The following is a 26,176-nucleotide window of genomic DNA, read 5'->3' as shown; positions in this document are numbered from 1 at the left end:
ACCGAAACCCGTGGCTCTTTTTTATTCCGCCGCCGGTTTGTCTTCCTTCAGCGGCATGCGCACGATGAAGCGCGCGCCGCCTTCGGGCGCATCTTCGTAATGCACCGTGCCGCCGTGCAGCACCATGATGTCGTGAACGATCGCGAGTCCGAGGCCCGCGCCGCCTTCGACGTTTTGCCCGTCGCCGCGGAAAAAGCGCTTGAAAAGATCGCCTTGCTGATCCGGCGGCACGCCTGGTCCGTTGTCTTCCACGACGACTTCGCCGAAGCGCCGGCCGTTCGCGTCGCTCCATTCCGTGACCGACATCGTGATGCGCGCGCCTTCGATGCGAAACGGCGGAATGTACTTGAGCGCGTTGTCGATCAGATTCGCGAGCACCTCACGCGCGAGCACGACATTGCCGCGCACGATCAGCGGATGTTCGTTCTCGGGATCGTCGAGGCGCTGAAAACCGAGATCGACGTGTGCGGCGAGGGCGCGCGGCACCCATTCCGCGCCGGTTTCGAACGCGAGCGCGGCCAGATCGAAATCGGAAAAGCGCGCCGCCTGTTCGCCCGGCTCGGCGCGCGCGAGCGAAAGCAATTGATTCGACAGCCGCACCGCCCGGTCCGCCGATGCGCGCAACTCCTTCACCGCTTCGACGGCCTTCGCGGGATCGCGCGAACTGAGCGCCTGCTCGGCGTGCAGCTTGACCGCCGTCAGCGGCGTGCGCAGTTGATGCGCGGCATCGGCGATGAACTTGCGTTGCGCATCGAGCGCGCTTTGCAGGCGCACGAGCAGGCCGTTCATCGCGCTCGTGAGCGGGCGGATTTCGCTCGGCACGTAAGTCTCGTCGACAGGTTCGAGCGAGATGTGCGTCTGCTGATTGAGCGCGTCGGCGAGATCGGTGAGCGGGTTCAACTGCTGATTCACGACGCGCCACACGATCACCCATCCGGCGAGCAGCAGCAACAGCAGCGGCATCATGATCGCGATGAGAAATTCGACCGCGATCCGATATCGCGAACCCACGCGTTGCGCCACTTCGACGACGATCGGATTGCCCGTCGGCTGCGGCACGCGCACTTGCGCCGCGCGCACGGAGACGCCCTCGAAGTGCGTCTCGAAGACGTACGCGTAGTGAATGCGCCGCACGTTGGTGCCGGTGAGCGGCAGATCGGGTTCCCCGGCGATTTCCTCATCGCCCGTGCTGATGCGGTAGATGAGTTGCTCGACGGGATCCGAGAACATCGCCTGCGCGAGCGGCGGCACGGTGACGGGCGCATCGACGCCGGCGAGCTGGATCTGCTTGGAGATGGCCGTCGCGAGATCCGCGAGCGAGCGGTCGACGACGTGCTGCGTGTATTGCCACGCGAGCCAGTAGGCCATGAGGCCGGACATCAGCGCGAGCAGGGACAGCGGCGCGGCGAGGCGGCGCAGGAGCGTGCGCCGCAGACTCGGCGGCGCCGGCGTCTCGGCGGCTTTCGACCGCGCCAGATCGAGCCAGTCTTCGCGGGCGAAACGCTGGTCGCCCGCGCGGCGAGTGGGAAATCGCAAGGCGTTTTACGGCAGAAGCGTTACGCCGCTTGCCGGATCTCCTGAAGCAGATAGCCGAAGCCGCGCACCGTCACGATTTCCACGCGCGTGTTCTCGAGTTTCTTGCGCACGCGATGCACATACACTTCGATGGCCGTATCGCCGAGATCGCCGCCGAAGTGCGTCAGATGATCCTGCAACTGCGCCTTGCTCACGACGCGGCCGTGACGCAGCAACAGCATTTCGAGCACGGCGAATTCGCGCGGCGAGAGTTCGAGCGGACGCTCGTCGTTGAAGATGCGGCGATCGACGCCCGACAGGCGCAAGCCGCCGAGCGACACTTCGGGGCGTGGCACGTCGCCGTGCGGGCCGCTGCGTCGCATCACCGCGCGGATACGCGCTTCGAGTTCCTGCGGCTCGAACGGCTTCAGCATGTAGTCGTCGGCGCCGCTGTTCAGGCCTTGCACGCGGTCGTGCAGTTCATCGCGCGCGGTGAGGATGATCACCGGCGTGTGACGATTGCCCTGGCGGAAACGCGAAAGCAGCGTCATGCCGTCGATGCCGGGCAGGCCGAGATCGAGAATGACGAGCTCGTGGCGGTTCTGCGCGAGCGCCTGTTCGGCGAAGATGCCGTCGTGCACCATGTCGACCGTGAAGCCGGATTGTTCGAGGCTGCTTTGAATGCCGCGCGCGATGGGGCGGTCGTCTTCGATCAGAAGGATTCGCATGGAGTCGCTCAAGTACAATGGGTTGAGCTCTAGCGGGCGGGGCGGTCGGCGGCATGGTCACATGCGCGGCGTGCGGCGCGGGCTCGAGCCGGTTCAAAACTCACATCTCATGCGGCGTGCGCGACCTGTTTTTCTGAAGCCGCGAGCGGCCGTACACCGAATGTATTTCTGCCCGGACATGGCTGTCATCCCGATCCACGAACTCGAAGCCGCGATCAACTACTGGCGCGGCCGCTCCCCGTCGAGCGGCGACGAACTCAGCCTCTGCAAGGAAGCGAGCGCGCTGTCCAGGCCCTATGCGCTGCTGATTGTACAGCGTCAATCCGGGCTGCCGCCCGAGCAACTGGACGACGAGGCTCGCGCCGCCTGGGAAGCTTACGAGCGCTTCAGGAATGGTAGTCGAGACTGAAAGGTAACTGACGATCGAGCTTTCTATTTGCTGTTTTAAGGCTTGCGTTTATCCCGAATTAGCGTCTTTCCGTATGAAATCCGGCCTTTCGCGGTGTCATGGTTGGTAACATGCGCGTTACCTTGTTTGCCGCTGCAAGGAATTCGTAAAACGCGCGCGAAACGGCCCCTTTGCGCAAAGGGTTTGTGAGGGCACCCGCTGCCATGCGATAAAGTCGCATTCATCACCGCTACCGCGCGTATCCGCCTCATGCTCGAACTCGATCATTTCGACCTCGCCCTGCTCGACGTGCTTCAACGCTTCGGGCGCGCGACGCATCAGCAACTGGGCGAGCAGGTGCCGCTTTCGCCGTCGCAGATCGGGCGGCGCCTGCAGCGCCTCGAAGCGACGGGCGTGATCGAAGGATATCGGGTGGTGTTGCGGCCCGAAAAGCTCGGCCTGGGCGTGACGGCGTTCACGAGTTTGAAGCTGAAGCATCACGGCGATTCGATCATCGAGCAGTTTCAGCAGCAGATCGAAATGCTGCCCGAAGTGCTCGAATGTCACGCGACCGTCGGCGATGCGGATTACCTGCTGCGCATCGTCGCGCCCGATTTGAACGCGCTTTCAGGCTTCGTCATGAAGAAGCTGATGCGCGTGCCGGGCGTCGACAGCGTGCGCTCGAACATCGTGCTGACGACGTTCAAGCGCAACGGTCCGCTGCCGCTTTCTCATCTCGCCGACGACGACGCCTCGGGACTGAGCAAATCGACGTAAGCGAGCGGCACGAGATCGGTCTGCGCCACGCCGAGACGCGCGAACATCGCGTGAGCTTCTTCTTCGCCGCCGGCTTCGTCGTCGTCCTGGCCGAGCACCACTTCCAGCTCGATGAAATCGCCGAGACCGTCCACGCGGTCCAGATGAATGCGCGTGCGCCCGACGAGAAACACATGCCGTTCCTTCGAGACAATGCCGCGCGTCGTCAGCGCCTGCGCGAGCAGCGCGTGCATCGCCTCGGGATTCGTCACCGGGCTGCGCGTGTAATACGAGACTTTCGGGCCGTCGCGGTCGTCGCGCTGATAAAAGATCAGCTCGGATGGCGTGCCGTCGTCGAACTGGCGCAGCTTGAGGCGTCCGGTCGGCACGTCGTAGAAGAAGTCTTGCTGGCGGAAAACCAGCGGCGCATCGGGGGCGAGCGCGGCCGCGCGTTCGCGCAGTGCGTCGAACTGATGCGCGCGCGCCTTGATTTCGATGTTGCGTGCCATGAAGACTCCTCGAACACGGTTGGATGTAAAAAAGCGAGCGCCCAGCCTAGCAGACGATCGATGAAGCGCGCTTGAAAGTCCTTGCCCGCGAAGTCGGGATTTGCCCTCAGACGGACCATTGCGCGTCGATCAACCGCAGCGCCGCCGCGATCGCCGGTTCATCGCGACGTTCCGCGAGCGCGACGAAGGACAACTGCGTCGGCACCGTGACGCCTTCGACGATCGTCAGCGCGTGTGCGTGCGCCTGCGCCAGCGCGATCGAATCGCGCGCGAGCGACAGACCGACGCCCGATTTCACGAGATCGAGCATCGACGGCTCCTGATCCACTTCCGCGACGACGAGCGGCATCGCGCCCGCCTCGCGGAAGAGGCGCGACAACAGCCGGTTATGCGCGGATTCCTGCGGCGTCCAGATCCACGGCAGCTTGGCGAGCGCGGCCCAGTTGCGCTTGCCTTTGTTGACGCGGTTGTGCCAGCCCGCCGGCGCAAGCACGCGATACAGAAATGGCGTCAGCCTGACGACGTGAAAGCGCTCGCCGTCGCGCGTGCCGTCGACGGCCGGATCGCCGATGTAATAGCCGACGTCGAGATCACGCGCCCTCACGCGCTCCAGCACCCAGCCCGACATGCCGTGCCGCAATGACGTCTCGATGCGCGGATGCGTCTCCACGAGCTGACGCAAAAATCCGCCGAGCCGCAGAAACTCGGGATCGAGAATCGTGCCGATGCGCAGCGTGCCGCTCACTTCGTGACGCAGCGCAGCAGCGGCGCGCTGCACGTCGGCGGCGGCTGCGAGCGCGCGTTCGGCGTGCGGCAGGAGCGCTTCGCCATCGCGCGTCAGCAAAAGTCCGTGCGACGTCCGCGAAAACAGGACGACGCCCAGCATCTCCTGCAGATTCTTGATCTGCAGGCTGACGGCCGGCTGCGTCAGATGCAGTTGCGCCGCCGCGCGCGTGAGGTTGCCTTCGCGTGCAACGGTGATGAAGGCGCGCAGAAGAATGTAGTCCATCGGCTGATATTAAAGCTTCTTATATCCCAGTTGAACATATCTGATTGGATTCGCAAGCGCATCCCGCAGTACGCTCGGTTGATCTGCAAGCCAAAGACGCCGCACAAGACGGCGCGCCACGGAGACAAGCGATGAAACAGAACGCGCGCAAGCTGGAAGGTGAATTCGACTACATCGTGGTCGGCGCGGGCACGGCGGGTTGCGTGCTCGCGAATCGCCTAACCGAAGATCCCGACGTGAACGTGCTGCTGCTCGAAGCGGGCGGCAAGGACGACTATCACTGGATTCATATTCCGGTCGGCTATCTGTATTGCATCGGCAATCCGCGCACGGACTGGCTTTACAAGACGCAGGCCGAACCGGGCCTGAACGGACGCGCGCTGTCGTATCCGCGCGGGCGCGTGCTCGGTGGATGCTCGTCGATCAACGGCATGATCTACATGCGCGGCCAGCGCGAGGACTACGACGACTGGGCGCATGTCAGCGGCGACCCGAACTGGTCGTGGGATTCCGTGCTGCCCATCTTCAAGCGCAGCGAGGATCATCACGGCGGCGGCAACCAATGGCACGGCGCGGGCGGCGAATGGCGCGTCGAGAAGCAGCGTCTGAAGTGGAAGATTCTCGAAACCTTCGCGCAGGCCGCGCAGCAGAGCGGCATTCCCGCGACCGATGACTTCAATCGCGGCGACAACACGGGCGTCGGTTATTTCGAAGTGAATCAGCGCGGCGGCATTCGCTGGAATGCGGCGAAGGCCTTTCTCCGTGAAGCGATGAAGCGTCCGAACCTCACGACGATCACCGGCGCGCACACGCAACGCCTCGTGTTCGAAGGCGCGCGCTGCGTCGGCGTGGAGTATCGCGGCGGCGATGTCGATTACATCGCGCGCGCGCGATGCGAAGTGATTCTCAGCGCGGGCGCGGTGAATTCGCCGCAGATTCTCGAACTCTCGGGCATCGGCAATGGCGCGCGTCTGCAGCGTCTCGGCATCGATGTCGTGAAGAGTCTGCGCGGCGTCGGCGAAAATCTGCAGGACCACTTGCAATTGCGCATGGCGTACAAGGTCAACGGCGTGCGCACGTTGAACACGTTGTCCGCGCATTGGTGGGGCAAGCTTTTCATCGGCATGCAATACGCGCTGTTGCGTAGCGGCCCGATGTCGATGGCGCCATCGCAGCTCGGCGCGTTCGCGAAGTCCAATCCCGACGATGCATCGATCAAGCGCCCCGACGTGCAGTATCACGTTCAGCCCTTGTCGCTCGAACGCTTCGGCGAACCGCTGCACGCGTTCAATGCGTTCACGGCATCCGTGTGCAATCTGCGGCCGACATCGCGCGGCAGCGTGCATATCGAATCGCCCGATGCCCATGCGGCGCCGCTGATCGCGCCGAATTATCTGTCGACGGACCGCGACCGCGAAGTCGCCGCGAATGCGTTGCGCCTCACGCGGCGCATCGCCGGCGCGCCCGCGCTCGCGCGTTATGCGCCGGAAGAGATCTTGCCCGGCATTCAGTTTCAGACGCAGGAAGAACTCGTCGAAGCGGCGGGCAAGGTCGGCACGACGATCTTTCATCCGGTCGGCACATGCCGCATGGGCACGGACAACGATCCGGGGGCGGTCGTCGACAGCCGCCTGCGCGTGATCGGCGTGCGCGGCCTGCGCGTCGTCGATGCATCGGTGATGCCGACGATCACATCGGGCAATACGAATTCGCCGACGCTGATGATCGCCGAGCGCGCGAGCGACATGATCCGCGAAGACCGGCGCAGCATCGAAGCGCAGGAAGTGATCGCGACGGCGCTCGCGTGACGTGATGAATGACGTATGCATGACGCGCGCATGACGCTCGATCAGTCATCGCTTATTTGCGCCCTGCGTAAGCATTCCCCATGCCCCCATAACGTGCATGCGGCGGGACTCCAAGCAAATCGTTAGTAAGTGCAAATCCCAATGATTGCGCTGCATCATTGGCGCGACAATGGCCCCGGAATTAGTGATGCTCGGCATGCCACGTGCACACTTTGTGCGGCCGCAACAGCGACGCGCGAAGCGAAGCAGTACCGGAATGGAGACAACGTTCGGGTGCGCGCGGAAAGAAAAAATAAGGCGCAGGCGAACAGAGTTTGCCCCAGCGTCTCACTTCGCATGGAAGGGGACATGATTCTCGGCGACACCATTCTTGAAACGCGAGGACTCACGAAGGAATTCAAAGGCTTCACGGCCGTGAATGGCGTGAACCTGCGCGTTCGCCGCGGTTCGATCCATGCGCTGATCGGACCGAACGGCGCAGGCAAGACAACCTGCTTCAACCTGCTCACCAAATTTCTCGAACCCACTGCGGGCCAGATCGTTTTCAACGGCACGGACATCACGCGCGAGCGGCCGGCGCATATCGCGCGGCGCGGCATCATCCGCTCGTTTCAGATTTCCGCCGTGTTTCCGCATCTGACCGTGCTGCAGAACGTGCGTATCGGCTTGCAGCGGCAACTGGGTACGTCGTTTCATTTCTGGCGCAGCGAGCGTTCTCTCGACGCGCTCAACGACCGCGCGATGGATCTGCTCACGCAAGTCGGCCTCACCGATTTCGCCGATACCAGAACTGTCGAGCTTTCGTACGGCCGCAAGCGCGCGCTGGAGATCGCGACCACGCTGTCGATGGAGCCCGAACTCATGCTCCTCGACGAACCGACGCAAGGCATGGGCCACGAAGACGTCGACCGCGTGACGGCGCTCATCAAGAAGGTATCGGCGGGCCGCACCATCCTAATGGTCGAGCACAACATGAACGTCATCGCGGGCATCTCCGACACCATCACCGTGCTTCAGCGCGGCGAAGTGCTGGCCGAAGGCAGCTACGCGGAAGTGTCGAAGAATCCGCTCGTGATGGAAGCCTACATGGGCAGCGCCGATGCGGCGCTCACCGGAGCGCATGCATGAGTACGATCGTGGAGGAGCGCCGCTCGCGCGAGGCGAACGGCGCGGCGGGCAATGTGCCCGCGCTGGAAATCTCGGGATTGCAGGCGTGGTACGGGGAATCGCACATTCTGCATGGCGTGGACCTCAAGGTGAATCGCGGCGAAGTGGTCACGCTGCTCGGCCGCAACGGCGCGGGCCGCACGACGACGCTGCGCGCCATCATGGGCCTGACCGGTCGCAGGACGGGCTCGATTCGCGTCGCGGGACACGAAACCATCGGGCTCGCCACACACAAGATCGCGCATTACGGGGTCGGCTATTGTCCGGAGGAGCGCGGCATTTTTTCGAGCTTGTCGTGCGAGGAAAACCTGCTGTTGCCGCCGCTCATCGGCAAGCAGAAGGACGCGATGTCGCTCGACGAGATCTATTCGATGTTCCCGAACCTGAAAGAGCGCCGCGCGAGCCAGGGCACGCGTCTTTCGGGCGGCGAGCAGCAGATGCTGGCCGTCGCGCGCATTCTGCGCACGGGCGCGAATCTGCTTCTGCTCGATGAAATCTCGGAAGGTCTCGCGCCGGTCATCGTGCAGACACTCGCGCGCATGATCCTCATGCTGAAGTCGCGCGGCTACACGATCGTCATGGTCGAACAGAATTTTCGTTTCGCGGCGCCGCTCGCGGACCGCTTTTACGTGATGGAGCACGGAAACATCGTCGAGCATTTCGGCGCGGGGGAACTCGAAGCGAAGATGCCGGTGCTGCACGAATTGCTCGGGGTGTAATCGATCCCGAACGCGGCACGCCGGAAAGAAGGGCAACACCAGTAACACCGCAACAAATCAAAACTCATGGAGACTGGAATGAAAAAGAAGACCCTCGCGCGCCTCTCTACTCTGTGCTTTGCGGCTGCGGCGGCGAGTGTGGCGGTGATGAGCACGAGCGCCAACGCCGCCGACGGCAACACCGTGAAGATCGGTTTCGTCACCGACATGTCGGGCCTCTACGCGGACATCGACGGCCAGGGCGGCCTCGAAGCCATTCGCATGGCGATCGCGGACTTCGGCGGCAAGGTGAACGGCAAGCCGATCGAACTCGTCTATGCGGATCACCAGAACAAGGCGGATATCGCGGCATCGCGCGCGCGTGAATGGATCGACCGCGACGGCGTGAACGCGATCATCGGCGGCACGAATTCGGCGACGGCGCTCTCGACCGCGCAAGTCGCGGCGGAGAAGAAGACGCCGTACATCAACATCGGCGCGGGCGCGGACAACCTGACCAACGAGCAATGCTCGCCGTACACGGTGCACTACGCGTACGACACGATGGCGCTCGCGAAAGGCACCGGTTCCGCGGTGACGAAGCAGGGCGGCAAGACGTGGTACTTCCTCACCGCCGACTATGCGTTCGGCAAGGCGCTCGAAAAGAATACGGCCGACGTCGTGAAGGCGAACGGCGGCCAGGTGCTCGGCGAAGTGCGTCATCCGCTGTCGGCGTCGGACTTCTCGTCGTTCCTGCTGCAGGCGCAGGGATCGAAGGCGCAGGTGCTCGGCCTCGCGAACGCGGGCGGCGACACGATCAACTCGATCAAGGCCGCGAAGGAATTCGGCATCACCAAGTCGATGAAGATCGCCGCGCTGCTCATCTTCATCAACGATATCCACAGCCTCGGGCTCGAAACGACGCAGGGTCTCGTCCTGACGGACAGCTGGTACTGGAACAAGGATGAGAACACGCGCAAATGGGCGCAGCGCTACTTCGGCAAGATGAAGAAGATGCCGTCGAGCCTGCAGGCAGCGGACTATTCCGCCGTGATGGCCTACCTGAACGCGGTGAAGGCGGCGGGCACGACCGACGGCGACAAGATCATGGCGCAGCTCAAGAAGACGAAGATCGACGACTTCTACGCGAAGGGCTACATCCGCGAAGACGGTTCGATGATCCACGACATGTATCTGATGGAAGTGAAGAAGCCGTCGGAATCGAAGGAGCCGTGGGACTACTACAAGATCACCGCGACGATTCCGGGCGATCAGGCGTTCGGCACGAAGGCGGAGTCGCGCTGCAAGCTCTGGAAGTAAGCGTTCGGCGGTGCTTCAGCGCGTTCGCGAGGCGGGCGGCCAAGAGGGCCGCTCGGCCGCCGCAACCGCGTCAACACGTTTCTGACGGCAGGTTCAATGGAAATTTTCGGCATTCCACTCGCCGCGATGATGAGCCAGCTGCTGCTCGGGCTGGTGAACGGCTCGTTCTACGCGATCCTGAGCCTCGGGCTCGCGGTGATCTTCGGCTTGCTCAACGTCATCAACTTCGCGCACGGCGCGCTCTTCATGCTGGGCGCGATGCTCGCATGGATGGGCGCTTCCTACTTCAACGTCCCGTACTGGGCGATGCTCGTGCTCGCGCCCGTCATCGTCGGGCTGTTCGGCGTTTTCGTCGAGCGATCGATGCTGCGCTGGCTCTACAAGCTCGATCATCTCTACGGGCTGCTGCTCACGTTCGGCCTCACGCTCGTGATCGAAGGCGTGTTTCGCTCGATCTACGGTTCGTCGGGGCAGCCTTACGACGTGCCGTCGCTGCTGCAAGGCGCGACCAATCTCGGCTTCATGTTCCTGCCGAACTATCGCGCGTGGGTGGTCGTGGCGTCGCTCGTCGTGTGTTTCGCGACGTGGTTCGTGATCGAGAAGACGCGCGTCGGCGCTTATTTGCGCGCGGGCACGGAGAATCCGAAGCTCGTCGAGGCGTTCGGCGTCAACGTGCCGATGATGATCACGCTCACCTACGGCTTCGGCGTCGCGCTCGCGGCGTTCGCGGGCGTGCTTGCGGCGCCGGTGATTCAGGTGTCGCCGCTGATGGGCCAGTCGATGATCATCACGGTGTTCGCGGTGGTCGTGATCGGCGGCATGGGTTCGATCATGGGCTCGATCCTCACGGGTCTCTTGCTCGGCGTGATCGAAGGCTTGACGCGCGTGTTCTATCCGGAAGCGTCCGCGACGGTCGTCTTCGTCATCATGGCGATCGTGTTGATGATTCGCCCGGCAGGATTCTTCGGCAAGGAAAAATGATGCAGAGAAAAGCGCTCTACGGCCTGTTGCTGATCGGCCTGATCGTGGCGCCGTTCGTCGGCGTGTATCCGCTGTTCATGATGAAAGTGCTGTGCTTCGCGCTCTTCGCAGCCGCGTTCAATTTGCTGATCGGCTATACGGGGCTGCTGTCGTTCGGGCACGCGATGTTCCTCTCTTCCGCGGGCTACGTGGCCGGCTACGCGATCCAGACGCTCAACTTCACGCCGGAGCTCGGCGTGCTCGCGGGCACGGCGGCGGCGACGCTGCTCGGTCTCGTCGCCGGCCTGATCGCGATTCGGCGCCAGGGCATCTACTTCGCGATGGTCACGCTCGCGCTCGCGCAGATGGTGTACTTCGTCTTCCTCCAGGCGCCGTTCACGCATGGCGAAGACGGTCTGCAAGGCGTGCCGCGCGGCAAGCTGTTCAACGCGATCGATCTCGGCAACGACATCACGCTGTATTACGTCGTGCTCGTGGTGATGCTGCTCGCGTTCGCGCTGATCGTGCGCATCGTGCATTCGCCGTTCGGGCAAGTGCTGATCGCGATCAAGGAGAACGAGCCGCGCGCTATTTCGCTCGGCTACGACACGTCGCGCTACAAGCTGCTCGCGTTCGTGCTGTCGGCGGGGCTCGCGGGTTTCGCGGGCGCGACGAAGACGCTCGTGCTCGGCTTCGAAACCCTGGGCGACGCGCACTGGACGATGTCCGGCCTCGTCGTGCTGATGACCCTCGTCGGCGGCATGAGCACGATGTTCGGCCCGCTGCTCGGCGCGGCGATCATCGTCGCGCTGGAAGACCGGCTCGGCGATATCGGCAGCGGCATCGCGCGGCTCACGGGCGTAACATGGTTCAACTCGCTGGGCGAATCGGTGACGATCGTGACGGGCGTCATCTTCATCGCGTGCGTGCTGGCGTTCCGTCGCGGAATTGTCGGGGAGATCGTTGCGCGGGTTCGGCCGCTGCAAGGCTGAAGCGATTTACTTTGAATTGCGAATTAATTGGGGCTTCGCGAGAAGCGCGCTGTATTGCAAGAAATACGCCCCGTTGAGGTGCTTTTGTGCACCACTAGGGTAAATGCTAGGTTGCCGGGCACTGTTGCGTTCTTTAACATGCGTCCTAGTTCTGTTGCACCCAGATTTTTGAGGTGGAGAACGAGGAGACATGAGGCACGAAGTGCCCGACCGAAAAGCGCTGTTGGATGAGTCCAACAGCGCTTTTTTATTTGCCCGTCGATAATACGAATTAATCCCTCGACGGATTTAAGGCGGGGTTTTTCCCGAGGGTTTAGGGATGCGTGCGGCGTCGTCGGAAAAGCGCTGAAAAAACAACGTTCGAAGCCCGGGAAGACCCTTCAAAACGCTTGCTGCCCGGCGCTTTCGTCCGCTAAACTGCATTTCCCGACCCGTCGGTCGGCGATTCGAAGCGGCGCGAATCACGGACATATTCGCAGGCGATTCTTTACGCATAAGCACGATTTACGGGGCGCAAATCAATGAAGTTGGCATTACGCGGAAAGGCGGTCGCAATGGCCGTCGCGGCATTATCGGCGGTAATCAGCGATCAGGTTTTGGCGGACGTGAAAATCGGCGTGACGGTTTCGGCAACGGGCCCGGCGGCGTCGCTTGGCATTCCCGAGAAGAACACCGTTTCGTTGCTTCCGAAGGAGGTCGCCGGGCAGAAGGTGGAATACATCGTTCTCGACGACGCCACCGATTCCACGCAGGCCGTGAAAAACGCGCGCAAGCTGACGAGCGAAGATCATGTCGATGCGCTCGTCGGCTCGACCGTCGTTCCGAACTCGCTCGCGATGACCGACATCGCCGCTGAAACGCACACGCCGATGATCTCGATGGCCGCAGCCGCGAGCATCGTCGAACCGATGGATGCGAAAAAGGCGTGGGTCTTCAAGACGCCGCAGAACGACATTCTGATGGCCACCGCGATCGCGCAGCACATGTCGAATCATGGCGTGAAGACGGTCGCGTTCATCGGCTTCTCCGATGCCTACGGCGAGAGCTGGTTCAAGGAATTCTCGAAAGCGGCCGATCTCGCGAAGCTGAAGATCGTCGCGAACGAGCGCTTCGCGCGCAACGACGCATCGGTGACGGGCCAGGTGCTCAAGACGATGTCGCAGAACGCGGACGCGGTGCTGATCGCGGGCGCGGGCACGCCGGCCGCGCTGCCGCAGAAGACGCTCAAGGAGCGCGGCTACAAGGGCACGATCTATCAGACGCACGGCGTCGCCAATAACGACTTCCTGCGCGTGTGCGGCAAGGATTGCGAAGGCACGTTCCTGCCCGCCGGACCGCTGCTCGTCGCGGAGCAGTTGCCCGACAGCAATCCCGTGAAGCAGGCCGCGCTCACGTACAAGAAAGCGTATGAAGGCGCCTACGGCGCGGGTTCGGTGTCGACCTTCGGCGGTCACGCGTGGGACGCGGGCCTCATTCTGCAGCGCGCGATTCCCATTGCGCTGAAGAAGGGCCAGCCCGGCACGCCGGCGTTCCGCGAAGCGCTGCGCGCGGCCATCGAAGAGACGAAGAATCTGCCGGCATCGCACGGCATCTTCAACATGAGCCCCAACGATCACTCCGGACTGGACCAGCGCGCGCGCGTGATGGTGGAGATCGTAGGCGGCAAGTGGAAGCTCTCGGGCAACTGACGCAATCGCATGTGAACTGATTCGAGAAAAAAAGGCGCGTCGTTTCGAACGCGCCTTTTTTCTGCGTTGTGCAACGAAAGCCCCGACGAAGAAGAGGGCGCAACGGTCAGGGAAAACGAGCCTTGGCACGCAGTATCGCGGTAAATAGATTGGGGCGGCTCTTTGATTGGCCTCGAAAGTCGCATCGATAACAACTCGCAGCAACGCACCGCCAGTGTGCGCGTTTGGAGACAAGCAATGAAAACGAAGAAGGCATGGATCAAGACCGGCATCGCGCTCGCCATCGCGGGCAGCGTGTTCGCGGGCGCGGGCGCGGCGCTCGCGCAAGTGAAGATCGGCGTGACGCTCTCGGCGACGGGACCGGCGGCATCGCTCGGGATTCCCGAGAAAAATACCGTCGCGCTGTTGCCCAAGGAAATCGCCGGGAAGTCGGTCGAATGGATCGTGCTCGACGACGGTTCCGACACGAGCCGAGCCGTGCAGAACACGCGCAAGCTGATCGACGAAGATCACGTCGATGCGATCGTCGGCTCGACCGTGACGCCAAACTCGCTCGCGATGATCGACCCGGCCGCCGCGGGCAAGACGCCGATGATCTCGATGGCCGCCTCGGCCGCGATCATCTCGCCGATGGACGCGAAGAAAGCGTGGGTCTTCAAGACGCCGCAGAACGACGCGCTCATGGCCGATGCAATCGCGAGCTACATGGAGAAGCACGGCGTGAAGACCGTGGGCTTCATCGGCTTCGCCGATGCCTACGGCGACGGCTGGTACAACGTGTTCAACACAGCGGCCACGGCGCACAAGCTGAAGATCGTCACGAACGAGCGCTTCAACCGCACGGACACGTCCGTGACCGGCCAGGTGCTGAAGACGATGGGCGCGAACCCCGACGCGGTGCTGATCGCGGGTGCGGGCACGCCGTCCGCGCTGCCGGCGAAGGCGCTGAAGGAGCGCGGCTACAAGGGCAAGGTCTATCAGACGCACGGCGTCGCCAACAACGACTTCCTGCGCGTGTGCGGCAAGGATTGCGAGGGCGAGATCCTGCCCGCCGGTCCGGTGCTCGTCACCGAGCAATTGCCGGAGAGCAATCCGGTTAAGAAGTCGTCGGCGGCGTACAAGGACGCGTACGAGAAGGCCTACGGCGCGGGTTCGCTGTCGACGTTCGGCGGCCACGCTTGGGACGCCGGGCAGATGCTTCAGCGCGCGATTCCCGAAGCGCTGAAGAAGGGCCAGCCGGGCACGCCGGAGTTCCGCGAAGCGCTGCGCGCGGCGCTCGAAAACCTCAAGGATCTGCCGGTGTCGCACGGCATCATGAACATGACGCCGACCGATCACAACGGCTTCGACAATCGCGCGCGCGTGATGGTGCAGATCGTCGACGGCAAGTGGAAGCTGCTGAACGACTGATGTCGTGGAACGCGCCTTACCCGCGCGTTCCTGTTTCTTAATTTCGAGATGATCTCGTAGAACAAGCGGCGCACCGGCAACGGCGCGCCGCTTGACCATGTTTCACAAGAAGCTCCAAAGAGGAAGTATGGACTTATCGATTGCGGCGATCCTCGCGCAGGACGGGATCACCACGGGCGCGATCTACGCGTTGCTCGCGCTCGCGCTGGTGCTCGTGTTCTCCGTGACACGCGTCATTTTCATTCCGCAGGGCGAGTTCGTCGCGTATGGCGCGCTTACGCTGGCCGCGCTGCAGACGCAGAAGCTGCCCGCCACCTGCTATTTGCTCATCGCGATGGGCGTCGGCTGCTTTATCGCCGAACTCGCTGGCATCGTTCGGCATCCTTCGCGATATCACCAGATCGGACGCTTGCTCACCGTCCTGGCCGGCAAGTATCTGCTGTTTCCCGTTGCGGTTTGGGGCATTACGCAAGCCGCTTTTGCGCAGCCTTTGCCGATGTTGGCCCAGATCGCGCTGACGCTTCTCATCGTCGTGCCGATGGGGCCGTTCGTCTATCGCCTCGCCTATGAGCCGATCGCGGAGGCGAGCACGCTGTTGCTGCTGATCGTCGCGGTCGCCGTGCACTTCGCGATGGTCGGCCTCGGGCTCGTGATGTTCGGCGCCGAAGGATCGCGCACGACGGCATTCTCCGACGCCAACTTCAATCTCGGCAGCGTATCGATCTCCGGGCAAAGCCTGTGGGTCGTGGGGACGGCTGTCGTGTTGATCGTCGCGCTGTACTTCTACTTCGATCGCTCGATTTCCGGCAAGGCGTTGCGCGCGACGTCGGTGAATCGTCTGGGCGCGCGGCTCGTGGGCATCGGCACGACACAGGCGGGGCGCCTCGCGTTCACGCTCGCGGCCGGGCTCGGCGCGCTCTGCGGCGTGCTCGTCGCGCCCATCACGACGATCTACTACGACTCGGGCTTTCTGATCGGCCTGAAGGGTTTCGTGGGCGCGATCGTCGGCGGTCTGGTGAGCTATCCGCTCGCGGCGGCGGGGTCGCTGCTCGTGGGTCTGCTCGAATCGTATTCGTCGTTCTGGGCGAGCGCGTACAAGGAGGTGATCGTCTTCACGCTGATTATTCCGGTGCTGCTGTGGCGAAGCCTGGCGAGCCCGCATTCGGATGAGGACGAGGAGTGAGCCGATGAAATTCCGTTCTTTCTGGATCTTTCTGCTGATCGTTTTCGCGTTGCCGATTCTGCCCGGGCCGGTCGCCGTGCCCGAGTACTGGATCACGCTGCTGAACTACATCGGCCTCTATTCGATCGTCGCGATCGGCCTCGTTCTGCTGACGGGCATCGGCGGGATGACGAGCTTCGGCCAGGCTGCGTTTGTCGGCGTGGGCGCATACGCGACGGCCTTCCTGACGACGCGCTATGGCGTCTCGCCGTGGCTCGCGCTCATCGCAGGCGTCGTGCTGACGGCATTTATCGCGCTGCTGCTCGGTCTTATCACCATGCGTCTTTCCGGGCACTTTCTGCCGCTCGGGACGATCGCGTGGGGCCTCTCGCTGTTCTATCTGTTCGGCAACATGGAACTGCTCGGCAAGTACGACGGCATCAATGGGATTCCGGTGCTCAACGTGTTCGGCTGGCAGCTCGAATCGGGGCGCAGCATCTACTACCTGATCTGGGTCGTCGTGCTGCTCGCGGTGATATCTGTTCAGAATCTGCTTAATAGTCGGCCAGGCCGCGCGATTCGCGCATTGCGCGGAGGCGGCACGATGGCCGAGGCGATGGGGGTCAATACGGCGTGGATGCGCGTGGTCATCTTCATTTATGCAGCAGTTCTGGCGGCCATTTCCGGCTTCCTGTACGCGCACTTGCAGCGCGCGGTGAATCCGACGCCGTTCGGGCTGAATCACGGCATCGAGTTCCTGTTCATGGCGGTGGTCGGCGGCGTGTCGCACGTCTGGGGTGCGATTCTCGGTGCGACGATCCTCACCGTTCTGCAGGATTATCTGCAGACGCTTCTGCCCAAGCTGATCGGCGCCAACGGCAATTTTGAGATCATCGTTTTCGGCGTCGTGATGGTTCTGCTGTTGCAATACGCGAGACAGGGCGTATGGCCGTTCGTCGCGCGCATCTTTCCTCGTGGTCCTCGCGCTCACGTTCCAGATCACGGCGACGCCCTACCGCAGCGCAGCAAACCGACGGCGGGCGAGCGCTTGCTGGTTGTCGACAAGGCGCGCAAGCAGTTCGGTGGGCTCGTCGCGGTGAATGATGTCAGTTTCGAGGTGAAGGCCGGCGAGATCATCGGTTTGATCGGACCAAACGGCGCAGGCAAATCCACGACGTTCAATCTCGTCACAGGCGTGCTTCAAGCGACGAGCGGCGCGATCAGTTTTCACGGCGAACGCATCGAGAAGCTGACTTCGCGCGAGATCGTCAAACGTGGCATCGGGCGGACGTTTCAACACGTCAAGATGCTGCCGGGGATGACGGTTCTGGAGAACGTCGCGATCGGAGCGCATCTGCGTGGCAATACGGGCGTCTGGCGCAGCGTCGTTCGTCTGAACGCGGCGGAGGAAGCGCGGCTGATGGCGGAGGCCGCGAAGCAGATCAAGCGCGTCGGGCTGGAGAAGCACATTTATAGCGAAGCGGGGAGTCTCGCGCTGGGTCAGCAGCGGATTCTGGAAATCGCTCGCGCGCTGTGCTGCGATCCGACTCTGTTGCTGTTGGACGAACCTGCCGCCGGCTTGCGGTATCAGGAAAAGCTACAACTGGCTGACTTGCTGCGAAAACTTCGCGCCGAAGGGATGAGCATTCTTCTGGTCGAACACGACATGGACTTCGTGATGAATCTGACGGATCGGCTTGTGGTGATGGAGTTCGGCACCAAGATCGCCGAAGGATTGCCGACAGAAGTCCAGAAGGATCCTGCGGTGCTCGAAGCATATTTGGGTGGGGTGGAATGATGGCAGATCCGATTCTTCAAGTGGACGGCTTGTCGGTACGCTACGGCAAGGTCGAGGCGTTGCACGACGGCAAGCTCACCGTCGGCGCGGGGCAGATCGTTTCCGTCATCGGGCCGAACGGCGCAGGAAAGTCGACGCTGCTTAACGCGATCATGGGTGCGCTGCCGCAGACGGGGCATTCGAAGGGCGTTGTGCGATATCTTGGAGAAGATATCTCTGCGTTACCGATTGAGCGTCGTGTCGCACGTGGAATGTGCCTGGTGCCGGAAAAACGCGAGCTATTCGCGACGATGGCGGTAGAGGACAACCTCGTGCTCGGCGCTTATCGGCGTAAGAAGGCAGGCGAACGGAATTATCTCGATCAGCTCGATCATGTGTTTCAGCTTTTCCCGCGACTGAAGGAACGGCGGAAGCAAGCGGCCGGAACCTTGTCGGGTGGAGAGAGACAGATGCTGGCGGTGGGCCGCGCGCTGATGGGTAAGCCGCAAATTCTCATGCTCGACGAGCCGAGCCTCGGGCTGGCGCCGCTGATCGTCAAGGAGATTTTCCATATCATCAGCGCTCTGCGTCAGACGGGCGTTGCCACGCTGCTGATTGAACAAAATGCACGCGCGGCGCTGCAAATCTCCGACTACGGCTATGTTCTCGAGACGGGTGAGTTTGCCCTCGAAGGGAACGCAGATGCGCTTCAACACAATCCCCAAGTTATCGAGACTTATCTTGGCCTGACGAAAAAAGTGGCTTAGACGCCACAACGGCGGTGCCCACCGATGGCGTGTTTCACGTGAAACACGCCATTTTTTCGTCTCTGCCCGTTTGACCGAATTCGAGGGCGGGAAGAAACCGTTATAATTCAAAGCTATTCTCTCTTCAGGTTCGTGTCGTTCGCACACGATATCCCAATGCTTTATCCCACAGAATTTGATGTGATCGTCGTCGGAGGCGGTCACGCGGGCACTGAGGCGGCGCTCGCCTCCGCGCGTATGGGCTGCAAAACGCTGCTTTTGACCCATAACATCGAGACGCTCGGTCAGATGAGCTGTAATCCGTCCATTGGCGGGATTGGCAAAGGCCATCTCGTCAAGGAGGTCGACGCGCTCGGCGGCGCCATGGCTGCGGCGACGGACGAGTCCGGCATTCAGTTCCGCATTCTCAATTCGTCGAAGGGGCCGGCGGTGCGGGCGACGCGCGCCCAAGCTGATCGCCTTCTGTACAAGCAGGCGATCCGCCATCGGCTGGAAAATCAACCGAATCTCTGGCTGTTCCAGCAAGCGGTCGATGATTTGATGGTCGAGGGCGAACGCGTCGTCGGTGCTGTGACCCAGGTGGGTCTGCGTTTCCGCTCGCGCGCCGTCGTGCTGACCGCAGGGACGTTCCTCGATGGGAAGATCCACGTTGGTCTGAATAACTATGTCGGCGGTCGCGCGGGCGATCCCGCTGCGGTGTCGCTTTCCGCGCGTCTGAAGGAATTGAAGCTGCCTCAGGGCCGTCTCAAAACGGGCACGCCGCCGCGCATCGATGGCCGCACGATAGATTTCTCTCAGCTCGAAGAGCAACCGGGCGACCTCGATCCGATCCCGGTGTTCTCGTTTCTGGGTCGAGTAGAGCAGCATCCGCGTCAAATGCCGTGCTGGGTCACGCACACGAATGCGCGGACGCATGACATCATCCGCTCCGGACTCGATCGATCGCCGATGTATACGGGCGTTATTGAAGGCGTCGGACCGCGCTATTGCCCGTCGATCGAGGACAAGATCCACCGCTTCGCTTCGAAAGACGCGCACCAGATCTTCTTGGAGCCGGAAGGACTGACCACGAACGAGTTCTATCCCAACGGCATCTCCACGAGTCTGCCGTTCGACGTGCAACTCGAGCTCGTGCGCTCGATGCGGGGCCTGGAGCATGCGCACATCCTTCGTCCTGGCTATGCGATCGAATACGACTACTTCGATCCGCGGGCGCTGAAGGCGTCGTTGGAAACGAAGGCGATCAACGGCTTGTTCTTCGCCGGACAGATCAACGGTACGACCGGCTACGAAGAGGCAGCTGCGCAAGGCTTGCTTGCGGGAATCAACGCCGGACTCCAAGTCCAAGGTAAAGAGGCGTGGTCGCCGCGTCGAGATCAGGCGTATCTGGGCGTGCTCGTAGACGATCTCGTGACGCGGGGCGTATCTGAGCCGTACCGCATGTTCACGAGCCGCGCGGAGTACCGTCTGTCGCTCCGCGAGGACAACGCGGATATGCGTCTCACGGAAATTGGCCGCGAGCTTGGTGTCATCGACGATATTTGCTGGGACGCGTTCAGCCGCAAGCGCGACGCTGTTTCACGTGAAACACAGCGTCTTCGCTCGACATGGGTCAACCCGAAGACGCTGCCGGCCGAAGAGGCGACCGCGTTGCTCGGCAAGCCGATCGACCATGAGTACAGCTTGGCGGATCTGCTACGCCGGCCGGGTGTTTCGTACGACGGCATCTGCGCGCTGCGCGACGGAGCGTGTGGCCCGGACGCGCCGTTAGCGGAGGATTCGGTTCTTCTCAGCCAGATCAAGGAGCAAATCGAAATCGGCGTGAAGTACCAAGGCTACATCGACAGGCAAGCGGACGAGATCGTGCGGAACGGCGCGCAGGAAAATACGCGCCTGCCCGAAGGTCTCGACTACAACGAAGTCCGCGGCCTTTCGTTTGAAGCTCGCCAGAAACTGATTCAGCACCGGCCCGAGACCATCGGTCAGGCATCGCGAATCTCGGGCATTACGCCGGCCGCGATCTCGCTGCTGATGGTGCATCTGAAGCGCGGCGCGGGACGTCGCGGCCGCAACTCGCCTAGCGACGATTCGACAAGCGGTAATACGACGGCGGTTCAATGACTGAGCGCAACCAAACTCTGGCGACGACGCTCGAAAAGGGCGTCGCCGCGCTCGGCCTCGCGCTGTCGTCTTCGCAAAGCCAGAAATTACTCGATTATGTCGCGCTGCTCGGCAAGTGGAACTCCGTCTATAACTTGACGGCAATCCGCGACCCGCAGCAGATGCTGATCCAGCACATTCTGGATTCGCTCGCGATCGTCCCGGCTGTATCCGCGCGAAATCCGTCGACTCTGCTGGACGTCGGTTCGGGCGGCGGTTTGCCCGGCGTCGTGCTGGCGATCGCGCAGCCAGATGTGCGTGTGACGTTGAATGACATCGTCCACAAGAAAACAGCTTTTCAGTCGCAGGCGAAGGCCCAGTTAGGTCTGAACAATCTGTCTGTCGTAACCGGGCGCGTCGAAAGTTTACGTCCAGGCATCGAAGTACCGGAAAAATTCGATGTAATCGTGTCGCGCGCATTCGCAGAGCTCTCCGATTTCGTTACACTTTCGCGTCATCTGGTTGCGGACAACGGGCGGATTCTGGCGATGAAAGGGGTGAAGCCAGATGCCGAAGCCGCGCGAGTGCCGGCGGGCGCCACGGTGCTCGGCATCGAGCGCTTGAATGTGCCGATGCTCGACGCCGAACGGCATCTCGTCGAGATTGCCGTCGAGCCGGTATGACGGTTCGTTGAAGGTTTTCATCCGCCATTCCAGGCACGCTGATCTTCTGACAGCGAAGAAACGAGGACACTAAACGATGGCAAAAATCTTCTGCGTCGCAAATCAGAAGGGCGGCGTTGGAAAGACCACGACAGCGGTCAATCTCGCGGCGAGCCTCGCGGGGCTGGGTCAGCGCGTGTTGCTGATCGACCTGGACCCGCAGGGCAACGCGACCATGGGTAGCGGCATCGACAAGGCCGCGTGCGAGAACACGGTTTACGAAGTGCTCGTCGATGGCGTCACGCTGCGCGAAGCGCGTACCCGTCCGGAGGCCGTTGGTTACGACGTGCTGCCGGCCAATCGCGAACTCGCTGGCGCGGAAGTCGAACTCGTGGACATGGAAAACCGCGAGCGCATTCTTCGCGTCGCGATCGAAGAAGTAGTCGATGACTATGACTTCGTGCTGATCGATTGCCCCCCGGCGCTTTCGCTGCTGACGCTCAACGCGTTGTGCGCGGCGCACGGCGTCGTGATTCCGATGCAGTGCGAATACTTCGCGCTGGAAGGGCTGTCCGACCTCGTGAACACGATCAAGCAGGTTCACGCCAATCTGAACCGCGACCTGAAGGTCATCGGCTTGCTGCGCGTGATGTTCGATCCCCGGATCACGCTGCAACAACAAGTGTCGGATCAATTGAAAGAGCATTTCGGCAGCAAGCTGTTCGATGTCGTGATCCCGCGCAATGTGCGTCTTGCCGAGGCGCCGAGCTACGGGCTGCCGGGTGTCGTGTTCGACAAATCGTCGCGCGGCGCGCAGGCGTATATCCAGTTCGGCACGGAAATGATCGAGCGCGTGCGTGCGCTCGACCTCAACTAAGCAAACCCATTCGATGCGGCAGTCACGCCGATGGAGGAACCGAAATGAGCGCTGTGATGAAAAAGAAGGGTTTGGGCCGAGGCCTGGATGCATTGCTCGGCGGCAGCGTCGACATTACGGAAGCCGTGCGCGGTGAAGGCACGCCGTCGGTGTTGCCGCTCGACAAGCTGCAGGCCGGGAAGTATCAGCCGCGCACGCGCATGGACGAGGGCGCGCTTCAGGAGCTCGCGGCGAGTATCCGCGCGCAAGGGCTGATGCAACCGATCCTCGTGCGCTCCGTCGGCGACGATCACTATGAAATCATCGCAGGCGAGCGGCGTTTTCGCGCCGCGCGCCTGGCGGGGCTCGATGAAGTCCCCGTTCTTGTAAAAAACGTGCCAGATCAGGCTGCCGCAGCGATGGCGCTGATCGAAAACATCCAGCGCGAGGATTTGAATCCGCTGGAAGAGGCGCAGGGCATCCAGCGCCTGCTCGATGAGTTCAGCTTCACGCACGAACAGGCTGCCGAGTCGGTCGGCCGCTCGCGCAGCGCCGTCTCTAATCTGTTGCGTCTTTTGAACCTGGCGACGCCCGTTCAGACGATGCTCCTCGCCGGCGACCTCGACATGGGCCACGCGCGCGCACTGCTCGCCGTCGACGCAGCGACGCAAATTCAACTTGCCAATCACGTTGTCAATCGCCGCTTGTCGGTGCGTGAAACGGAGCGCCTCGTCGCGGCGACGACCAAGGAAGCGCCTGCGACAAAAGCACGCGCCGCGAACGACGGCGGACGTGATACGCGTCGGCTCGAAGAAGAGTTGTCGGATCTGCTATCGGCCAACGTGAAGATCAAGCTGGGCGGAAGAGGGCGCGGAAAAGTCACGATCGATTTCGGCACGCTCGACTCGCTCGAAGGCATTCTGACGAAGCTGCGCGGCAGCATCGAAGCGACGACTCCCACAGCCTGACCCGCGCACATCTTGTCCGAATTCGACGTCAACCGTACACGTTCCGACTTTCTTGCGCGCATCTGGCGGGCCGTCTCGAAAGAGCCGGTTCTCGCCATTTTGGTATTCGCGCTCGTCGTGTTGCAGATCGCCCACCCACGTCCGTGGATGTCCCTGCCGGGTCTCGTCGACTGGCAGACGGTGCTTACACTCGCGGGCCTGCTGGTGCTGACCAAGGCCATCGAATTATCAGGATTCCTGATGTGGGCCGCGCATCGCCTCGTGCATCACATTCATGGCGAGCGTACATTGGCGCTGCTGCTCGTGGCGCTCGCCGCGGGCCTCTCCACGGTGCTGACCAACGACGTAGCGCTTTTCGCCGTCGTGCCGCTCGCCTTGTCGTTGCACAAGCTCGCGCCGCTGCCGATCAAACGGCTCGTCATCGTCATTGCGCTGTCGGTCAACGCAGGCTCGATTCTCACGCCGCTCGGCAATCCCCAGAACCTTTTCCTGTGGCAGACGAGCGGCGTCGGCTTCCCGGCGTTCGTCTGGGCGATGCTGCCGCTGTGCGCCGCGTTGATGGCGCTGCTCGGCATCGTCACGTTCGCGATGTTCCGCGCGGAGCCGCTGGATCTTTCCGGCGATGTCGAGGAACATCGCGTCGATCGCGTGCTGTGCGGTGTCAGCGTGCTCGCGTTTGCGGCGTTCGTCGCGCTCGCCGATGCGCATCACGCCGGCCCGGCGCTGGCCGTTCTGGCGGCCGTCTTCCTGTTGTGGCGACGTGAAGTCGTGTTGAAGATCGACTGGCTGCTGCTCCTCATCTTCGTGATGATGTTCATCGTGCTGCGCAGCGCGGCCGCCTTGCCGTCGATTCACGCAGGCATCGCCCATATAGGCATCGATACGCCGATGCGCGCGTATGCGGCGGGCGCGGTGCTGTCGCAGGCCATCAGCAACGTGCCGGCGGCCATCGTGCTCGCGGAGTTCTCGAAGGACTGGCGCGCGCTCGCATTTGGCGTGAGCGTCGGTGGATTCGGTATCGCAATCGGTTCGCTCGCGAATCTCATCGCCGTGCGCTTGTCGGGTGAAAAAGGCATGTGGATGCCATTTCACATGGTGTCGATCCCGTTCTGGATCGTGGCAATCGTCATCGGCTGGGCGCTCGTTTGATGCTCGGCGCAGGCTCCTCCATCGAATGAAAATCTCCTTGCAATTGCAAGGAAAGTCTCGCTTTTGAGACCGTTTTTTAAGGTTCGTCTGCTTGGTTTTTGACGCGCCTAAACTATTGAATCCGTGACAACAATCGCTTACAATCGCCCGGATTTATCAGCTAGGCCACCTCGAAAGCGCAGCGAAAGCGCAGGGTGATTTTCCCGGACTTTTGGTTGAAGGTTGGAAGACGGTGCGAGAGGAAAATCGAGCGCCGGACGCTCACGCAACCGGCGATGAAAACGCCTCCGGAAATCAGCCGCGCAGTTCGTCGAGCGACTCGTGGGATGCCGAAGCGCAAGAAAATAATATCGTTCCGCTCACGCGGGATCAGGCACAGAAGCTGTTTGGGCCCGAGGTGAGTCGTCCATCGCGTGTCACGCCGTTTAAGGTCGTGGCAGCGCAAATGGTTTTGTCCCTGGGTGCGACGCTGTTGTGGTGGCTGTTCTACAAGCCGCCGGGCGATGCTGCGCTGTCCGCATTTCTGGGGGGAGCGATCTGCTGGGTGCCGAGCGCTCTGTTCGCCGCGCGCCTGCGGGCGAAGAGCGGCGCGGAGACGATCATGAGCTGGATGATCGGCGAAGCGCTCAAGATGGGAGCGACGATCGCCATGTTCGTGGCGGTCGCGTACTGGTACAAGAGCGCGTTGTGGTTGCCGCTGCTCGTTACGTACATCGTCGCTCTGAAGACTTACTGGGTTGCAATGGCGCTTCGGTGACGATTCTTGACGTCCCAGGTAAGTGCCCGCAGCACGGATTGTAAGTAGCATCACGTATGAACAAGTGCGGACGTTGTGCCGCACTCGGGCCTCTCGACCCGGAGCCGCGACGCGAAGCGGCGGCTCGGAAGCGACAGGCGGCGAAAGATTTTTGACAATTTGGGTGGCTTTAACGATATGGCAGCTAGCGAAGGAACGCACGCTCTGGATCCGTCCGAGTACATTGCGCACCACTTGCAGAATCTTTCCACGCACGCACAGACGTCGATCTTCGACATCCACGTCTGGAATCTCGACACGCTGTTCTGGTCGATCGTGTGCGGTGTCATCACCATCGTCATTCTCGGTCTTGCTGCACGCAAGGCGACGTCCGGTGTTCCCGGCCGTTTCCAGTGCGCCATCGAGATGCTGGTCGAAATGGTCGAAGACCAGTCGAAGTCGATGATCCACGGCAGCCGCCGCTTCATCGCTCCGCTCGCGCTGACCGTATTCGTCTGGGTCGCCCTGATGAACTCGCTCGACTTCATCCCCGTGGATCTGCCGCCGCGCATCATCGGCTGGCTCGGTCTCGAAAACGTCCTTCCGCATCATCGCATCGTTCCGACGGCTGACCTCAACGGCACCATCGGTATCGCGCTCGGCGTGTTCGTGCTGATGATCTACTACAACTTCAAGATCAAGGGCGCTGGCGGCTTCGTGCACGAACTGCTGTCCGCTCCGTTCGGCGCGCATCCGCTGCTGTGGATTCCGAACCTCGCGCTGAACATCATCGAGTTCGTCGCCAAGACGGTGTCGCTCGGCATGCGGCTGTTCGGCAACATGTACGCCGGCGAACTGCTGTTCCTGCTGATCGCCCTTCTGGGCAGCATGTGGACGTTCGGTGCGGACGCTTCCGTGCTCGGCTTCATCGGCCACGTGGTCGCGGGCACGGTTTGGGCGATCTTCCACATTCTGATCGTGCTGTTGCAGGCGTTCATTTTCATGATGCTGACGCTGGTGTACATCGGCCAGGCGCATGACTCACACTGAC

Annotated in this window: 24 protein-coding genes; 20 read left to right on the top strand and 4 right to left on the bottom strand. The window is 62.1% G+C overall.

Annotated elements, in window-relative coordinates; all coding sequences use genetic code 11:
• Positions 1–21: 21 nt before the first annotated feature.
• Both NCT05_RS00630 and NCT05_RS00625 read right to left on the bottom strand, forming a co-directional pair.
• Positions 22–1,476 carry a sensor histidine kinase gene (locus NCT05_RS00630; protein ID WP_175979872.1) on the bottom strand — a complete coding sequence of 485 codons (1,455 nt, stop codon included), beginning with the start codon at positions 1,474–1,476 and terminating at the stop codon, positions 22–24.
• Between the two features lie 80 nt (positions 1,477–1,556).
• Positions 1,557–2,243 (bottom strand): response regulator transcription factor, encoded by a 687-nt coding sequence (locus NCT05_RS00625; protein WP_008352418.1) that lies wholly within the window; start codon positions 2,241–2,243, stop codon positions 1,557–1,559.
• A 178-nt stretch (positions 2,244–2,421) separates the two neighbouring features.
• On the opposite strand from NCT05_RS00625, the gene NCT05_RS00620 reads away from it, so the two are divergent.
• Positions 2,422–2,652, top strand: coding sequence for a DUF3717 domain-containing protein (locus NCT05_RS00620; protein WP_008352420.1), 231 nt, complete (start codon positions 2,422–2,424; stop codon positions 2,650–2,652).
• Positions 2,653–2,901: 249 nt separating this feature from the next.
• Positions 2,902–3,408, top strand: coding sequence for an Lrp/AsnC family transcriptional regulator (locus tag NCT05_RS00615; RefSeq protein ID WP_008352422.1), 507 nt, complete (start codon positions 2,902–2,904; stop codon positions 3,406–3,408).
• Here NCT05_RS00615 and NCT05_RS00610 read toward each other — a convergent pair.
• Together NCT05_RS00610 and NCT05_RS00605 are read right to left on the bottom strand one after the other, a co-directional pair.
• A complete protein-coding gene (locus NCT05_RS00610) occupies positions 3,363–3,896 on the bottom strand; it encodes a class IV adenylate cyclase (RefSeq protein ID WP_008352423.1) in 534 nt (177 codons plus the stop codon). The genes NCT05_RS00615 and NCT05_RS00610 overlap by 46 nt on opposite strands.
• Positions 3,897–4,002: 106 nt before the next feature.
• Complete coding sequence (locus NCT05_RS00605) at positions 4,003–4,905, bottom strand: LysR family transcriptional regulator (protein WP_008352425.1); 903 nt, start codon at positions 4,903–4,905, stop codon at positions 4,003–4,005.
• A gap of 131 nt (positions 4,906–5,036) precedes the next feature.
• On the opposite strand from NCT05_RS00605, the gene NCT05_RS00600 reads away from it, so the two are divergent.
• The 18 genes from NCT05_RS00600 (at position 5,037) to atpB (ending at position 26,175) form a co-directional block, all read left to right on the top strand.
• On the top strand, positions 5,037–6,713 hold the full coding sequence (locus tag NCT05_RS00600) for a GMC family oxidoreductase (protein WP_250435356.1): 1,677 nt from the start codon (positions 5,037–5,039) through the stop codon (positions 6,711–6,713).
• 348 nt (positions 6,714–7,061) lie between these two features.
• Positions 7,062–7,841, top strand: a complete 780-nt coding sequence (locus NCT05_RS00595; RefSeq protein ID WP_250501582.1) for an ABC transporter ATP-binding protein — start codon at positions 7,062–7,064, stop codon at positions 7,839–7,841.
• Entirely contained in the window at positions 7,838–8,599 is a 762-nt protein-coding gene (locus NCT05_RS00590; RefSeq protein ID WP_008352430.1) for an ABC transporter ATP-binding protein, read from the top strand. Before NCT05_RS00595 ends, NCT05_RS00590 begins: the two co-directional genes overlap by 4 nt.
• A 78-nt stretch (positions 8,600–8,677) precedes the next feature.
• Complete coding sequence (locus tag NCT05_RS00585) at positions 8,678–9,898, top strand: ABC transporter substrate-binding protein (protein ID WP_008352431.1); 1,221 nt, start codon at positions 8,678–8,680, stop codon at positions 9,896–9,898.
• A 96-nt stretch (positions 9,899–9,994) separates the two neighbouring features.
• On the top strand, positions 9,995–10,879 hold the full coding sequence (locus NCT05_RS00580; RefSeq protein WP_008352432.1) for a branched-chain amino acid ABC transporter permease: 885 nt from the start codon (positions 9,995–9,997) through the stop codon (positions 10,877–10,879).
• Positions 10,879–11,850 carry a branched-chain amino acid ABC transporter permease gene (locus NCT05_RS00575; protein WP_008352433.1) on the top strand — a complete coding sequence of 324 codons (972 nt, stop codon included), beginning with the start codon at positions 10,879–10,881 and terminating at the stop codon, positions 11,848–11,850. Before NCT05_RS00580 ends, NCT05_RS00575 begins: the two co-directional genes overlap by 1 nt.
• 521 nt (positions 11,851–12,371) lie before the next feature.
• Positions 12,372–13,538, top strand: coding sequence for an ABC transporter substrate-binding protein (locus NCT05_RS00570; protein ID WP_250501581.1), 1,167 nt, complete (start codon positions 12,372–12,374; stop codon positions 13,536–13,538).
• Between the two features lie 237 nt (positions 13,539–13,775).
• A complete protein-coding gene (locus NCT05_RS00565) occupies positions 13,776–14,948 on the top strand; it encodes an ABC transporter substrate-binding protein (RefSeq protein WP_250480763.1) in 1,173 nt (390 codons plus the stop codon).
• A gap of 127 nt (positions 14,949–15,075) precedes the next feature.
• Positions 15,076–16,131, top strand: a complete 1,056-nt coding sequence (locus tag NCT05_RS00560) for a branched-chain amino acid ABC transporter permease (protein WP_008352437.1) — start codon at positions 15,076–15,078, stop codon at positions 16,129–16,131.
• 4 nt (positions 16,132–16,135) lie between these two features.
• Positions 16,136–17,908 (top strand): branched-chain amino acid ABC transporter ATP-binding protein/permease, encoded by a 1,773-nt coding sequence (locus NCT05_RS00555; RefSeq protein WP_502800877.1) that lies wholly within the window; start codon positions 16,136–16,138, stop codon positions 17,906–17,908.
• The gene (locus tag NCT05_RS00550) at positions 17,905–18,654 is read left to right on the top strand and encodes an ABC transporter ATP-binding protein (protein ID WP_250440315.1); all 750 of its coding nucleotides are present in this window, start codon (positions 17,905–17,907) and stop codon (positions 18,652–18,654) included. The genes NCT05_RS00555 and NCT05_RS00550 overlap by 4 nt, the downstream gene beginning before the upstream one ends.
• A 156-nt stretch (positions 18,655–18,810) precedes the next feature.
• A complete protein-coding gene (mnmG, locus tag NCT05_RS00545) occupies positions 18,811–20,775 on the top strand; it encodes a tRNA uridine-5-carboxymethylaminomethyl(34) synthesis enzyme MnmG (protein WP_250501863.1) in 1,965 nt (654 codons plus the stop codon).
• Positions 20,772–21,437 carry a 16S rRNA (guanine(527)-N(7))-methyltransferase RsmG gene (rsmG, locus tag NCT05_RS00540; protein WP_250501579.1) on the top strand — a complete coding sequence of 222 codons (666 nt, stop codon included), beginning with the start codon at positions 20,772–20,774 and terminating at the stop codon, positions 21,435–21,437. Before mnmG ends, rsmG begins: the two co-directional genes overlap by 4 nt.
• Positions 21,438–21,513: 76 nt before the next feature.
• On the top strand, positions 21,514–22,293 hold the full coding sequence (locus NCT05_RS00535) for a ParA family protein (RefSeq protein ID WP_008352447.1): 780 nt from the start codon (positions 21,514–21,516) through the stop codon (positions 22,291–22,293).
• 44 nt (positions 22,294–22,337) lie between these two features.
• Positions 22,338–23,240 (top strand): ParB/RepB/Spo0J family partition protein, encoded by a 903-nt coding sequence (locus tag NCT05_RS00530; protein ID WP_008352449.1) that lies wholly within the window; start codon positions 22,338–22,340, stop codon positions 23,238–23,240.
• Between the two features lie 12 nt (positions 23,241–23,252).
• Positions 23,253–24,389, top strand: a complete 1,137-nt coding sequence (locus NCT05_RS00525) for an SLC13 family permease (RefSeq protein ID WP_008352451.1) — start codon at positions 23,253–23,255, stop codon at positions 24,387–24,389.
• 211 nt (positions 24,390–24,600) lie between these two features.
• Positions 24,601–25,146: an ATP synthase subunit I gene (locus NCT05_RS00520; protein ID WP_081851863.1), complete on the top strand. Its 546-nt coding sequence runs from the start codon at positions 24,601–24,603 to the stop codon at positions 25,144–25,146.
• A 177-nt stretch (positions 25,147–25,323) separates the two neighbouring features.
• Complete coding sequence (gene atpB, locus NCT05_RS00515) at positions 25,324–26,175, top strand: F0F1 ATP synthase subunit A (RefSeq protein WP_008352455.1); 852 nt, start codon at positions 25,324–25,326, stop codon at positions 26,173–26,175.
• Position 26,176 lies beyond the last annotated feature (1 nt).

This window comes from Caballeronia sp. AZ7_KS35 (assembly GCF_023631045.1).
Taxonomy (GTDB): Bacteria; Pseudomonadota; Gammaproteobacteria; order Burkholderiales; family Burkholderiaceae; genus Caballeronia; species Caballeronia zhejiangensis.
The sequence above is the reverse complement of the archived record's forward strand: the minus strand, read 5'-3'. Positions and strand labels throughout refer to the sequence as shown.